The sequence below is a fragment of the Limnohabitans lacus genome (assembly GCF_030053395.1).
GTDB classification, from domain to species: domain Bacteria; phylum Pseudomonadota; class Gammaproteobacteria; order Burkholderiales; family Burkholderiaceae_C; genus Limnohabitans_A; species Limnohabitans_A lacus.
In genome coordinates this window covers 217,137-229,882 of record NZ_JASGBH010000005.1, presented here as the reverse complement: position 1 = coordinate 229,882, position 12,746 = coordinate 217,137, and the positions used below count along the sequence as shown (strand labels likewise).

The following is a 12,746-nucleotide window of genomic DNA, read 5'->3' as shown; positions in this document are numbered from 1 at the left end:
CTGTCCTCAAAACTCCCAGAAAACAGCCTCCATTGAATATGTCTTTGGGAGTTTTGAATATTCGGAATCACCCCAGATTGTCAGCATTCATGCGGGTTGTAGGGGTTTTGCTGGGACGACTATGTAGTCTGACAACTTGGCATTGTCAATTTTGCTTACGGGTGTTTTGCCGCAGTACGCAATCCAAAATTTGGAAACGCGACGTATTTGCTTCAGCATGTGAATGCTTGTCGCTTGCTTCCTGGATGTGTTTACGCCAGTCTTTTGGCTTTGTTCGTATTGCTGTTCACGCAACTTGATGTACTCGGTAATTACATCGTTAAAAGTACGTTGCTGAAGTGGTAGTTGTTCCTGTTTGCGGAACTCAATTTCATGTAAAAACTTTACGGCAAGTTTGCGAGCATCGTCTAACTTGCGAGTTTTTAGTGAACGGTTGATGTACTGTCTGTTGCCCTTGTACACACGTGCTTGAAAAATTCCATCACGTGTGTACAGCAGTACCTTGCCGTCCTCTAACTCTTCCTTATATGTGCTGTCTAACATTTGTCTAACAACCTATTCATTTTGTCCATTTGCGTAACAAATGTACAACCTAAAAAGGCGTTAGTCAAGATCCTAAGTACTTGATTTATATAGATATTTTACAGACCGCAGCACTTCTTGTACTTCTTGCCGCTGCCGCAGCTGCAAGGGTCGTTGCGTCCGGGTGTGGCGCCTTTGATGACCTGTTCCACGCGGGGCCCAATGTTGCGCCAGATCTCGCGCAGGTCATACACCGCCCACAGCGCTTCGCCATAGGCGTTCAGGCGGTTTTCGCTCACGCTGGGTGGGCCGTCTTCGGACAGGGCTGACAAGGTGGGTGTGTCGGCATCGTCTTCGGTCAGGGCCACGATGGCTTCCAGCGACAGGTCGTGCCACTTGGCCGCATCCTTGTCTTTGGGGGCGGTCCATTCGTCGGGCCAGTTTTCCACCGCGAACATGAAGCCCAGCGCCCAGACTTGCGCAAAAGCAGGGATCTCGCTGTCGTCGATTTCGGCGCGCTCTGCTTCGGGCAGCGTGGCGATCGCGCCGCGCACGTCCATCACTTCAGGGGCATAGGCCTTGTCGTCGTCGAGTGCTTCAACCGGGGTGTCCAAGGCCAGCTTGATTTCATCGAAGCGGCGCTGCCACAGGGCCAAAAATTGCTGGCGCTGGGCATCGTCGGCAAAGCTGCCGCCGTCCTCGCCCGCTTCTGTGCCTTCGTCCACGCCCAGCAGCATGGGCAGCCATTCGTCTTCAGGGATGGCGCGGCGGCTGCACACCATGGCGGCCATGAAGCCTTCGCAGAACTCCCATTGCGGCGTCTCTTCAAAGCGCTCGCGCAGGTCGTCGAGGATGTTGTCCAAGGTGTCGAAGTCTTCGGCTTGCAAGCCAGCGGTGGTGTTCATGGGGTGTTCCTGTATTCAGCGGGGGATTGTAGGTGGCTGGCTCGGGTCGCGACATGGCGCAGCAGTTGAGCCCACCCAGTCGGACCTGAAGGTCCAACCTACGGGATGATGGGGTTCAGCGCCACGCCGCAGCGCTCCAGGCGCTTGCGCATGCACAGCACTTGCGCGTCCTTGCTGTGCAAGGCGGCGGTGTGCTGCACGGCCAGGTCAATGAATTTTTGATCGTCCGCGTCTTTGCAGGCGTAAGGGGCCTTGGGCGCGTCGGGCAGCAGTTGCGTCCAGCGGTCAAAGTGGCCCAGCACCGTGTCTGCGGTCAAGCTGCGGTGCGTCAGGCGCTTGACGATTTGCGGGTAGCCCAGCACGCGCGCCAGCTCTTCGCGCATAGCGGCCGTTGCCAGCCAATGGCATTCGCCCGCTTCCAGAAGCTGGCGCAAGGACTCGGCTTGGGGCTCGTCAAAGACCCAGAGGTCCAAGACGATGTTGGTGTCCAGCACGCATTTCATGCAGCGGGGGTCTCGCTGGCGCCCCGCTTGAGGCTACCTTTGACCATGTCAAAGCGGAACAGGCGGCATTCGATCGGGCCGTTCCACATCGGCACGCGGCGCGATTCTTTCAGGCGCATTTTGCTGGGCAGCTTCAGGTCAGGCGTGAGCATCCAGGCGCTCCAGCCGCTGTAGTTTTTCTTCCAGTGGCTGGCCAGTTGGGCAAAGAAGTCGCCGCCGTCATCGGTCTGGGCGGTTTCGCGGTGGTGACTTTGGTCGGCTGCACGCGAACTGGCCAGGGCGCCAGGCTGGAAGTTGTCGCGCCCACGCCCGGCCACACCGGCCGCCGCAATCCGCTCGCCATAAGGGGGGTTGAGCAGCATCACGCCAGGGGTCTCGCTGGGCGGCATGCGTTGCAAGGCATCGCCGCCCCGGAACTCGACCACGCCCGCCACACCTGCCCGCTCGGCATTGCGTTCGGCAAAGTCGACCATGCGGAAGGCCACATCGCTGCCAAAAATTGGCGCGCTCGGTTCGTGCTCCAAATCACGGGCTTCTTCGATCAGACCTTGCCACACATGGCTTTGGAAGGGCAGCAGTTTTTCAAAGCCAAAGCGGCGCTGCAAACCGGGTGCGATGCCGCAGGCGATTTGCGCCGCTTCGATCGGGATGGTGCCGCTGCCGCAGCAAGGGTCGTACAGGGGTACGGTGGCGTCCCAACCGCTGGCCGCGATCATGGCGGCGGCCAGGGTTTCTTTCAAAGGCGCGTCGCCCTTGTCGGTGCGCCAGCCGCGCTTGAACAGGGGCTCGCCCGAGGTGTCGATGTAGAGGTTGAGGGTCTCGGGCGTCACGTGGGCATAGATGCGCACATCGGGCCAGGACGTGTCCACGCTGGGGCGCTCGCCGCGCTTGGCGCGAAAGCGGTCGGCCACCGCGTCCTTGATCTTGAGCGCGGCAAAGTTCAGGCTGGTCAGCGGGCTGTGCTGCGCGGTGATCTCGATCTTGAAGGTTTGCTTGGGCGTGAACCAGATCTCCCAGGCCACCGCGCTGGCAGCTTGGTACAGGTCGTTTTCGTTGCGGTAGGGCGTCTCAGACAACTGCACCAACACGCGCTGGGTCAGGCGGCTGTGCAGGTTGATGCGCTGGGCATCGCGCCACGATGCGCGGGCCAGCACACCGCCGCGACCGGTCAGCAAATCTTGTCCGGTCAGGCCTGTGATCTGGTGCACCTCGTCGGCCAGAAAGCCCTCAACGCCAGCGGCGCAGGGCATGAAGAGTTGGAGTGAGTTCACGGCAGGAAATTTCTCAAAGTGTTTTGCGCAGATTGGCGGGTGCGATCTTCAGGGCTTCGCGGTATTTGGCCACGGTGCGGCGGGCGCAGTCGATGCCTTGCTCCTTGAGCATTTCCGACAGCTGGTTGTCCGACAGGGGCTTGGCAGGATTTTCGGCGGCCACCAGTTGTTTGATCAAGGCGCGCACCGCGGTGCTGGATGCGGCATTGCCGCTGTCGGTGCCCAGACCCGAGCCAAAAAAGTATTTGAGCTCGAAGGTGCCTTGTGGCGTGGCCATGTATTTGGCCGTCGTCACGCGGCTGATGGTGGACTCGTGCATGCCCAGCTCGTCGGCGATCTCGCGCAGCACCAGCGGGCGCATGGCCAGCTCGCCTTGCACCAGAAAGTTTTTCTGCCGCTCCACGATGGCCGAAGACACACGCAAGATGGTGTCAAAGCGCTGCTGGATGTTTTTGATGAACCAGCGCGCCTCTTGCAGGCGCTGCTGCAGACCAGCGTGCGATTCGCCTTTGCCGCCGCGCAGGGCGTTGGCATAGATGTCATGCACACGCAGCTTGGGCATCACATCGGGGTTGAGCTGGATGCGGAACTTGGGCGCGCCGGTTTTGCGGGTGTTGGTCACGATCACATCGGGCACGATGATGTTTTGCTCGGCCTGCACAAACGGCCGGCCTGGCTTGGGCTCGAGCCGCGCAATCCAAGGGATGGCGGCTTTGATCAGCGCTTCGCTTTCGCCCGTGAGCCCGGCCAGGCGTTTGAAGTCGCGCTTGGCCAGCAGTTCCATGGGTTGGCCGCAGACTTTGAGCGCGGCGTGCATGGTGGCGTTGGCTGGGTCATCTTGCAGCTGGGCCTTGATTTGGATACGCAGGCATTCGCCCAGATCGCGCGCGCCCACGCCCACGGGCTCCAGCGATTGCAACAAGCCCAGCGCCACCGTGAAGCGGTGCACCAGTTCGTCGAGCTGTTCGAAGTCATCGGTGCCCGCCAAACTGGCCGCCAGCTCGGGCAGGGTGTCGGTCAGGTAGCCATCGTCATTGAGCGACTCGATCAAAAAGCGCAAGGCCGCGCGGTCGATCTCGGACAGGCGCAGCGACAAGGCCTGTCGATGCAAAAAATCGGTCAGCGAGCCGACGCTGCGGGCCAGCTCGGTGGCGTCGGCGGTGTCGTCACCGTTGTTTTGGCGGGGCGCGGCATCACCGCCCCATTCGCTGTCGTCCGGGCGCATCTCGACGCTGCCGTCGCCCTCCCAGCTTTCGGCCACATCGGTCACGGCTTCGCCAGTGACTTCGCTCGGGCCATCGTCCTGGCCCGATTCGCTGGCGCTTTCGCTCACGCGATCGCCCAAGCTCACGCGGGTGTCGATCTGGTCCAGGCCAAAGGCTTCCTGGGGGGCTTCTTCTTCGGTGCGCTCCAAGAAAGGGTTTTCGTCGAGCATTTGCTCGACCTCCTGCGTCAATTCCAGTGTGGACAACTGGAGCAGGCGGATCGATTGTTGCAACTGGGGCGTGAGCGCCAGGTGCTGCGACATGCGCAGCGACAGACCAGGTTTCACGCTGCAACTCTCATGTCGGGATTCACTTCAGGGCGCATCACATTCGGAAGTGTTCGCCCAGATAGACGCGCCGCACATCGGCGTTGGCCACGATCTCTTCGGGGGTGCCTTGGGCCAGCACGTGGCCGTCGCTGATGATGAAGGCGTGGTCGCAAATGCCCAGGGTCTCGCGCACGTTGTGGTCGGTGATCAACACGCCAATGCCGCGGTGCTTGAGGAAAGCGATGATGCGCTGGATCTCGATCACCGCAATCGGGTCGATGCCAGCGAAGGGCTCGTCGAGCAAGATGAAACGCGGGTCGGTCGCCAGGGCGCGGGCAATCTCCACGCGGCGGCGTTCGCCGCCCGACAGCGCCACAGCGGGCGAGTCGCGCAGGTGGTCCACGCGCAGGTCGGCCAGCAAGGCGTCCAGGCGTTTTTCCACTTCCTCGTGGCCGAGCGATCGGCCTTGTTCGTCGGTGTGCAGCTCCAAAATGGCGCGCACATTTTCGGCCACCGTGAGCTTGCGAAAGATGGAGGCTTCTTGCGGCAGGTACGACAAGCCCATGCGGGCCCGTTTGTGAATCGGCATGCGGGTCACGTCTTCGCCGTCGATCAGGATCTGGCCGCCATCGGCGCGCACCAGGCCCACGATCATGTAAAACGATGTAGTTTTGCCCGCGCCGTTGGGGCCGAGCAAGCCGACCACTTCGCCTTTGGACACCTGCATCGAGACATCGTGCACCACCTTGCGGCTGCCATAGGCTTTTTTCAGGTGCCGCGCTTGCAGGCGGCTGGTGGGTGTGTCGCTCATGGCTTTTTGCTTTCGACCAAGGCGGGGCTGCTGCGCAGCGCCGGTGTGGTCGTGGGGGCTGAGGCCGAGGCCTCTTTGCGCGGCGTCAGCACAGCGCGCACGCGCTCGCCACGACCCGCTGCCGCCTGACCTTTGGGCTGACCGTCCACGGTCATCACCTCGGTGGTGTTGTTGAACACGATCTTGTCGCCAGTCACTTGGTTGGCCACTTCGGTGCCACGCAAGATGCGGGCTTCAGCGCGCTGGATCAGGGTCACCTGATCGGCTTGCTTGTCGTAGATGGCGATGTCGGCTTCGCCTTCGGTGTACTCGTCCACGCCTTCGCGTTTTTGGCGAAAGAAGATGCGCTCTTTGGGGGCGGCCCAGAATTTGGCGATCTGCTGGCCCTTGCCATCTTCTTGCACTTCCATGCGGTCGGCCCGCATGACCAGCGTGCCTTTGAGGGCCACCACTTTGCCGCTGAACTTGGTCAGCTTTTGGTTTTCATCGTGGCGCATGTTGTCCGCCTCGATGTTCATGGGTTTGTCCTTGTCAGCTTTTTCCGCGTGCGCAGGCGCATTCAGCAGTCCGACCCCCAGGGCGGTGAAGGCGAAGAAGCGGAGAAATGTGTTCAAGGGCATGAATCTTGCTGGTGAAGGCTTTGGATTGTAGGCGCTAAGCGGTCTCTTGACCTGACATGGGGCCTACGGTTGCCCAGAAAAAAGCCCGCCAAGCACTTGCCGTGGCGGGCTTGGGCACCGAGGTGGTGCTCGCCGAGCTTCAGGTGCGGGTGCGGCTTTGCGCGATCAGGGATTCGGCCACCTTGATGGCGCGCTCCATGCTGCCCGCAATTGAACCATCCGTGTAAAAGCGCCCGGCAATGCCAAAGGACGGCACGCCCTCCACTTTGTAATCATTTTGCAGCTGGACAGCGCGCTTGAGCTTGCTGGCCACGCCAAAGGATTTGTAGGTTTCCAGAAACTTGGCCTTGTCCACGCCTTGTTTGGCGACCCAGTCGGCGATGACCGTTTCGGTGTTGAGGGGCTGCTTTTCTACATGGATAGCGGCAAACACTTTGGCGTGCAAGCTCTCCAGCAAGTTCATGGCTTCCAGGGCGAAGAACAGGCGTTGCTGTGGCACGAAATCCTCGCGGAAGGCCACGGGCACACGGCGCACCACCACATCTTTCGGAGCGGTTTTGATCCATTGCGCGAAGGTGGGCTCAAACGCATTGCAGTGCGGGCAGCTGTACCAAAAGAATTCGATCAACTCAATCTTGCCATTGCCCGCTTCGGTGGCGACGGGACGCTCCAAAGGCAGGTAGTCCTTGCCGGGTTTGAACAGGGCCTGCGCCCAAGCGCTGGATTGGCTCAGCCAGGCAGAGGTGGCCAGCAAGGCAGAAGAGAAAAGACGGCGTTTCATGGCAACTCCCGTGGGTTTTTCAAAAAGTGAGGGCGCTCAGCGCTGGACCCGCACCAAGGTGTTTTCAATGCTGTTGGCTTCGAGTTTGGCACGCACTTTCTCGGCCGCCCCTTTGTCATCGTAAGGCCCCAAGCGTACGCGGTAGACGGTGCGCCCACCTTGATCGCGCTCAGACACTTTGGCATCCAGACCCATCATGGCCAGCTTGGCTTTTTGGGTGTCGGCATCGGCCGTGGTGCGGTAAGCGCCCACCTGAATCACGTAATCAAACGGATCGGTGGTGTTGCTGTTGGTGGCCGGGGTGGACAGGCCAGCCTTGGCTTTGGCCAGGTCGCCCAGCGGGTCAGCCGTGACGGCCGGGCGGGGCTCTGCCTTGGGCGCTTCAGCCGAGGCTTTTTCTGCGGGCTTGTCGGTCGCAGAAGGCGTTGCCGTGGAGGCCGGCGCAGCCGGCACTTCGGCTGGGGCTTTGGGTTGGAAGACCGTGTTCGGGTTCCAGTCCTTGTTTTTTTGATTCTCTGCGCTGTCTTGTTCCGATGACCGGGGCTGGTTTTTATTGGAAAAAGGGGTGGGCACCTTGGTCACATAAATGGCCACCGCCAGAGACAGGCCCAGGCCCAGCACCAGGCCCATGATGAAGCCCAGAAATGTTCCGCCGCGTTGAGAGTTTTTCATCATCGATTACATCTTGGCGGGCGCAGACACGCCCAGAACTTTCAGGCCATTTTGGATGACCTGGGCCGTCGCCGCGATCAATGCCAGACGGGCTTTCTTGATGGCTTCGTCGTCCACCAAAATGCGCTCGGCATCGTAGTAGCTGTGGTACAGCGAGGCCAGGTCGCGCAGGTAGAAGGTCACATCGTGCGGCGCAAAATCGTTGGCGGCCGACGTCAGCATCTCGGGGTATTTGGCCAAGGCCAACATCAGGGCTTGCGCTTGCGGGCTTTGCAAGGCCGACAGGTCGGCGTGCGTCAGGCTGGCCTTGTCGCCACCCCATGCGGCCAGCACCGAGCAGATGCGTGCGTGGGCGTACTGCACGTAGTACACCGGGTTGTCGTTGTTTTGCGCCAGCGCCAAGTCGATGTCAAAGATGTATTCGGTGTCGGGCTTGCGCGAGAGCAAGAAGAAGCGCACCGCGTCCTTGCTGGTCCACTCGATCAGGTCACGCAGCGTGACGTAGCTGCCGGCGCGCTTGGAGATCTTGACCTCTTCACCGCCGCGCATCACGCGCACCATGGTGTGCAGCACGTAGTCGGGGTAGCCCTCGGGGATGCCCACGCCTGCGGCCTGCAGGCCCGCGCGCACGCGGGCAATGGTGCCGTGGTGGTCGGTGCCCTGGATGTTCACCACGCGCGAAAAACCGCGCTCCCACTTGGTGATGTGGTAGGCCACGTCGGGCACAAAGTAGGTGTAAGTGCCGTCGCCCTTGCGCATGACGCGGTCTTTGTCGTCACCGTAGTCGGTGGATTTCAGCCAGAGTGCACCATCTTGTTCATAGGTCTTGCCTGCATCCTTGAGCTTTTGCACGGCGGCGTCGACCTTGCCGCTGGTGTACAGGCTCGACTCCAGGTAGTAGTTGTCGAACTTCACGTCAAAGGCTTTGAGGTCCAGGTCCTGCTCGTGGCGCAAATAGGCCACGGCGAACTGGCGCATGCCGTCCAGATCGTTCACATCGCCACTGGCCGTGAACTCGCGGTCGTCCGACTTGACGGTCTTTTGGGCCAAAAAGTCGTTGGCAATGTCCTGGATGTAGTCGCCGTTGTAGGCCGCCTCGGGCCATTCGGCGTCGCCGGGTTTGAAGCCTTTGGCGCGCAGCTGGGTGGAGTTGGCCAGGGTGCCGATCTGCACACCCGCGTCGTTGTAATAGAACTCGCGGTAGACCTGCTGGCCCTGGGTGGCCAGCAAATTGCAGATCGCGTCGCCCAAAGCCGCCTGGCGGCCGTGGCCCACGTGCAGCGGGCCGGTGGGGTTGGCCGAGACGAACTCGACCAGCACTTTGTTGGCTTGCGCGGGTTGGTCGCCAAAGCACTCGGCCGCTTGCAGCACTTCGTGCACGATGGCTTGTTTGGCCGCGTCTTTCAGACGGATGTTGATGAAGCCGGGGCCGGCCAGCTCGATGGCATCGACCCAGCGCTCAAAAGCGGGGGTGGCCAGCAAAGCGGCGCGCAAAGTCTCGCCCAATTGGCGAGGGTTTTGTTTCAGGGACTTGGCCAGTTGCATGGCCGCTGTGCAGGCCAGATCACCATGGGCGGCCACCTTGGGGGATTCGAAAGCCGCACGGCTGCCTGCGCCGGGTTGGAGTTTTTCAAGTTCGGCCGACAAGGCCGCGAGCAAATGTTGTTTGGCAGAAAGCATGGGGTGATTTTACGGGGCGCGGCTGCGTTGCGCCCTCAAAGAGCGGTGGTGTGTGGCTTTTGTGTGTGTCGCTGCACAGGGCCTGGCAAGCCTCAGGCCCCGGCGCGTTGCCAAAATTCGGCGTTGCCGTAATGTGATTTGAGATGGTCGATCCACAAGCGCACCCGCAATGGCAAGTGCTTGCGCTGCGGGAACACCACGTAAATGCCGTTCGGCGGTGCGGCAAAGTCTTCCAGCACCGCCACCAGCTGGCCTGCTTGGATCTCGGCTTCCACCTCCCAAGTGCTGCGCCAGGCAATGCCGTAGCCGGCCAGGCACCAGTCGTGCAACACCTGGCCGTCCGAGCAGTCCAGTGGGCCGCCAGGGCGCAGGTGGATCACCTCGCTGCCGCCATCCGTGCGAAAAGCCCAACCTCGGGTTTGCGAGGCATCGCTCGACAAAGTCAGGCAGTCGTGTTGCAGCAAGTCGGCCGGTTGTTGGGGCGTGCCGCGCCGCGCCAAATAAGCAGGGGTGGCCACGCACAAGCGGCGGTTGTCGGCCATGCGCACACTGACCAAAGACGAGTCTGGCAAGTCGCCCACCCGCACCGCGCAGTCAAAACCTTCACCGGCCAGGTCCACCACGCGGTCGGACAGGTTCAGTGAGATGGTCACATCGGGGTGGAGCTCGCGGAACTTGGGCACCAGGGGCGCCACATGGCGACGCCCAAAACCGGCCGGGGCGGTGATGCGTAAATGCCCGCTGGCCTTGACGCCACCTGCCGAGACGCTGGCCTCGGCATTGGCCACGTCAGAGAGCAAGCGCTGACAATCTTCCAGAAAGGCGCTGCCCTCGTGGGTCAAGGTGATCCGCCTTGTGGTGCGCACCAAGAGCTTCACACCCAAGTGCTCTTCCAGTGCGTCGAGCCTGCGCCCGATGATGGCCGGGGCCACGCCTTCGCCGCGGGCGGCGGCGGTCAGGCTGCCTTTGGTGGCCACAGAGACAAAGGTGTCGAAGGCTTTGAGCTTGTCCATGGGGCAATTATGCTGACTTGCCGTGTATTTGTGCAAAAAAGTCATGGGTTAATGAATTTTTGCCGTCTTTATCCCCATCGAAACTTAGAATAAAGTCTTTTACAAGCTGCAAGTTCAACCGCGCTCCCGACGCAGGGCTTGCAGAGCGACAGATTCTTTTATCCCAACCTCCGAGGTTTCCATGACCGAACGCACCACGATCCACAAGCTGCAAGTGGCCAATCCGCTGCTGAGCTTCATCAACGACACCCTCTTGCCCGCCACCGGCGTGAACCCAGACAAGTTCTGGGCAGGCTTTGACAGCATCGTGGCCGACTTGGCCCCCAAGAACATCGCCCTGCTGGCCGAGCGTGACCGCATCCAGACCGCCATGGACCAGTGGCACACCGCCAACCCTGGCCCAGTGCCCGCAGGCAAAGCGATGAAGGCCTACCGCAAATACCTGAGCCAGATCGGTTATTTGGTGCCCGAGCCCCGCAATGCCCAAGCCACCACCGCCAACGTGGACGCCGAATTGGCCAAGCTGGCTGGCCCTCAGCTGGTGGTGCCGATCTTGAACGCCCGCTACGCCCTGAACGCTGCCAACGCCCGTTGGGGCTCTTTGTACGACGCGCTGTACGGCACCGACGCGATCAGCGAAGCCGACGGTTGCGAAAAAGGATCGGGCTACAACCCCAAGCGGGGCGCCAAAGTCATCGACTACTGCCGCAACGTGCTCGACCGCACGGCACCCCTGAAGACCGGCTCGCACGTGGGCAGCAAGGGCTATGTGGTCAAAGCCGGCAAGCTGGTGGTGACCTTGTCCAATGGCAAGAACACCACGCTGGCCGACGCCAAGCAGTTCGTGGGCTACACCGGCGACGCCAAGGCGCCTGCCTCGGTGCTGTTCGTGCACAACGGCCTGCACCTGGACCTGCAAATCAACAAGAGCACCGCCATCGGCAAGACCGACCCGGCTGGCGTGTCCGACTTGATCGCTGAAAGCGCCTTGTCCACCATCTTGGACTTAGAAGACTCTGTGGCCGCTGTGGATGCGGACGACAAAGTGTTGGCCTATGCCAACTGGCTGGGCATCTTGCAAGGCACCTTGAGCGAAGAAGTGCAAAAGGGCGGCAAGACTTTCACCCGCACCATGAACGGTGACCGCGAGTACACCAAGCCAACGGGCAAAGGCACCGTCAAGCTGCACGGCCGCTCACTGATGTTTGTGCGCAACGTCGGTCACCTGATGACCAACCCCGCCATCCTCTACAAAGCCGCCGACGGCAGCACCCAAGAGATCCCTGAAGGCATCTTGGACGCCATGGTCACCGTGACTTGCGCACTGGTGGACCTGCAGAAAAAGTCCTCGCACCCCCTGCGCAACAGCCGCACCGGCAGCGTCTACATCGTCAAGCCCAAAATGCACGGCCCGTCCGAAGTCGCTTTTGCCGACGAGCTGTTTGGCCGCGTCGAAAAAGTGCTGGGCATGAAGCCCTCCACCGTCAAGCTGGGCATCATGGACGAAGAGCGCCGCACCAGCGCCAACCTCAAAGCCTGTATCGCCGCCGCCAAGAGCCGCGTGGCCTTCATCAACACGGGCTTCTTGGACCGCACAGGCGACGAGATGCACACCTGCATGTTGGCCGGCCCCGTCATGCGCAAGGGCGACATCAAAAACAGCACTTGGCTGGGCGCTTACGAAAAGAACAACGTCAACGTGGGCCTGGCCTGCGGCCTGCGCGGCCGTGCCCAGATCGGCAAAGGCATGTGGGCCATGCCCGACCTGATGGCCGACATGCTCAAAGCCAAGATCGGTCACCCCCTGGCCGGTGCCAACACCGCCTGGGTGCCCAGCCCCACCGCCGCCACGCTGCACGCCATGCATTACCACCAGGTGGACGTGCCCGCGCTGCAAAAGCAGATGGAAAAAGCGGTCGCCAAGCAAGACGCCAAAGCCTTGCGCGAAGACACGCTCAACGCTTTGCTGCAGTTCCCTGTGGTGTCTAAAGACGCGGCCAACTGGTCGGCTGAAGACAAACAAAAGGAACTCGACAACAACGCCCAAGGCATCTTGGGTTATGTGGTGCGCTGGGTGGACCAGGGCGTGGGTTGCTCCAAAGTGCCCGACATCAACGGCGTGGGCCTGATGGAAGACCGTGCCACGCTGCGCATCAGCAGCCAGCACATGGCCAACTGGCTGCACCACGGTGTGGTCACCGAAAAGCAGGTCAAGCAAACCATGGAACGCATGGCTGCGGTGGTCGATGCCCAAAACGCAGGCGACGCCGCCTACGTGAAGATGGCCGGCAACTTCGCCAAGTCTGCCGCCTACAAAGCCGCGTGCGATCTGGTCTTCAAGGGCAAGGCCCAGCCCAGCGGCTACACCGAGCCACTGCTGCACGCTTGGCGCTTGAAGGTCAAAGCGGCCTGATGTTCTGCTGTCCCTGAACTT

12 protein-coding genes are annotated in these 12,746 nt (G+C 61.2%); 1 reads left to right on the top strand and 11 read right to left on the bottom strand.

Annotation, left to right across the window (positions count from 1 at the left end):
- Positions 1-87: 87 nt before the first annotated feature.
- The 11 genes from QLQ16_RS08940 to QLQ16_RS08890 all read right to left on the bottom strand — a co-directional run bounded on the left by QLQ16_RS08940 (position 88) and on the right by QLQ16_RS08890 (position 10,312).
- Positions 88-543 (bottom strand): hypothetical protein, encoded by a 456-nt coding sequence (locus QLQ16_RS08940; protein ID WP_283224342.1) that lies wholly within the window; start codon positions 541-543, stop codon positions 88-90.
- Between the two features lie 98 nt (positions 544-641).
- Positions 642-1,427: a UPF0149 family protein gene (locus QLQ16_RS08935; protein WP_283224341.1), complete on the bottom strand. Its 786-nt coding sequence runs from the start codon at positions 1,425-1,427 to the stop codon at positions 642-644.
- A gap of 98 nt (positions 1,428-1,525) precedes the next feature.
- Positions 1,526-1,930 (bottom strand): putative toxin-antitoxin system toxin component, PIN family, encoded by a 405-nt coding sequence (locus QLQ16_RS08930; RefSeq protein ID WP_283224340.1) that lies wholly within the window; start codon positions 1,928-1,930, stop codon positions 1,526-1,528.
- On the bottom strand, positions 1,927-3,201 hold the full coding sequence (locus tag QLQ16_RS08925; protein WP_283224339.1) for a THUMP domain-containing class I SAM-dependent RNA methyltransferase: 1,275 nt from the start codon (positions 3,199-3,201) through the stop codon (positions 1,927-1,929). The genes QLQ16_RS08930 and QLQ16_RS08925 overlap by 4 nt, the downstream gene beginning before the upstream one ends.
- A 13-nt stretch (positions 3,202-3,214) precedes the next feature.
- Positions 3,215-4,753, bottom strand: coding sequence for an RNA polymerase factor sigma-54 (locus QLQ16_RS08920; RefSeq protein WP_283224338.1), 1,539 nt, complete (start codon positions 4,751-4,753; stop codon positions 3,215-3,217).
- Between the two features lie 37 nt (positions 4,754-4,790).
- The gene (lptB, locus tag QLQ16_RS08915) at positions 4,791-5,546 is read right to left on the bottom strand and encodes an LPS export ABC transporter ATP-binding protein (protein ID WP_283224337.1); all 756 of its coding nucleotides are present in this window, start codon (positions 5,544-5,546) and stop codon (positions 4,791-4,793) included.
- Complete coding sequence (gene lptA, locus QLQ16_RS08910; protein ID WP_283224336.1) at positions 5,543-6,160, bottom strand: lipopolysaccharide transport periplasmic protein LptA; 618 nt, start codon at positions 6,158-6,160, stop codon at positions 5,543-5,545. The genes lptB and lptA overlap by 4 nt, the downstream gene beginning before the upstream one ends.
- Positions 6,161-6,305: 145 nt before the next feature.
- Complete coding sequence (locus QLQ16_RS08905; protein WP_283224335.1) at positions 6,306-6,947, bottom strand: thiol:disulfide interchange protein DsbA/DsbL; 642 nt, start codon at positions 6,945-6,947, stop codon at positions 6,306-6,308.
- Between the two features lie 36 nt (positions 6,948-6,983).
- Positions 6,984-7,619 carry an SPOR domain-containing protein gene (locus QLQ16_RS08900; RefSeq protein WP_283224334.1) on the bottom strand — a complete coding sequence of 212 codons (636 nt, stop codon included), beginning with the start codon at positions 7,617-7,619 and terminating at the stop codon, positions 6,984-6,986.
- 6 nt (positions 7,620-7,625) lie between these two features.
- Positions 7,626-9,299 carry an arginine--tRNA ligase gene (gene argS, locus QLQ16_RS08895; RefSeq protein ID WP_283224333.1) on the bottom strand — a complete coding sequence of 558 codons (1,674 nt, stop codon included), beginning with the start codon at positions 9,297-9,299 and terminating at the stop codon, positions 7,626-7,628.
- Positions 9,300-9,391: 92 nt separating this feature from the next.
- The gene (locus tag QLQ16_RS08890) at positions 9,392-10,312 is read right to left on the bottom strand and encodes a LysR family transcriptional regulator (protein WP_283224332.1); all 921 of its coding nucleotides are present in this window, start codon (positions 10,310-10,312) and stop codon (positions 9,392-9,394) included.
- Between the two features lie 181 nt (positions 10,313-10,493).
- On the opposite strand from QLQ16_RS08890, the gene QLQ16_RS08885 reads away from it, so the two are divergent.
- On the top strand, positions 10,494-12,725 hold the full coding sequence (locus tag QLQ16_RS08885; RefSeq protein ID WP_283224331.1) for a malate synthase G: 2,232 nt from the start codon (positions 10,494-10,496) through the stop codon (positions 12,723-12,725).
- The last annotated feature ends 21 nt before the right edge of the window (positions 12,726-12,746 follow it).

Excerpts from the sequence above, each read along its gene's own strand:
- QLQ16_RS08900 (WP_283224334.1), bottom strand. The coding sequence starts at position 7,619 with ATGAAAAACTCTCAACGCGGCGGAACATTTCTGGGCTTCATCATGGGC.
- QLQ16_RS08935 (WP_283224341.1), bottom strand. The coding sequence starts at position 1,427 with ATGAACACCACCGCTGGCTTGCAAGCCGAAGACTTCGACACCTTGGAC.
- QLQ16_RS08930 (WP_283224340.1), bottom strand. The coding sequence starts at position 1,930 with ATGAAATGCGTGCTGGACACCAACATCGTCTTGGACCTCTGGGTCTTT.
- lptB (WP_283224337.1), bottom strand. The coding sequence starts at position 5,546 with ATGAGCGACACACCCACCAGCCGCCTGCAAGCGCGGCACCTGAAAAAA.
- argS (WP_283224333.1), bottom strand. The coding sequence starts at position 9,299 with ATGCTTTCTGCCAAACAACATTTGCTCGCGGCCTTGTCGGCCGAACTT.
- QLQ16_RS08885 (WP_283224331.1), top strand. The coding sequence starts at position 10,494 with ATGACCGAACGCACCACGATCCACAAGCTGCAAGTGGCCAATCCGCTG.
- QLQ16_RS08940 (WP_283224342.1), bottom strand. The coding sequence starts at position 543 with ATGTTAGACAGCACATATAAGGAAGAGTTAGAGGACGGCAAGGTACTG.
- QLQ16_RS08890 (WP_283224332.1), bottom strand. The coding sequence starts at position 10,312 with ATGGACAAGCTCAAAGCCTTCGACACCTTTGTCTCTGTGGCCACCAAA.
- QLQ16_RS08905 (WP_283224335.1), bottom strand. The coding sequence starts at position 6,947 with ATGAAACGCCGTCTTTTCTCTTCTGCCTTGCTGGCCACCTCTGCCTGG.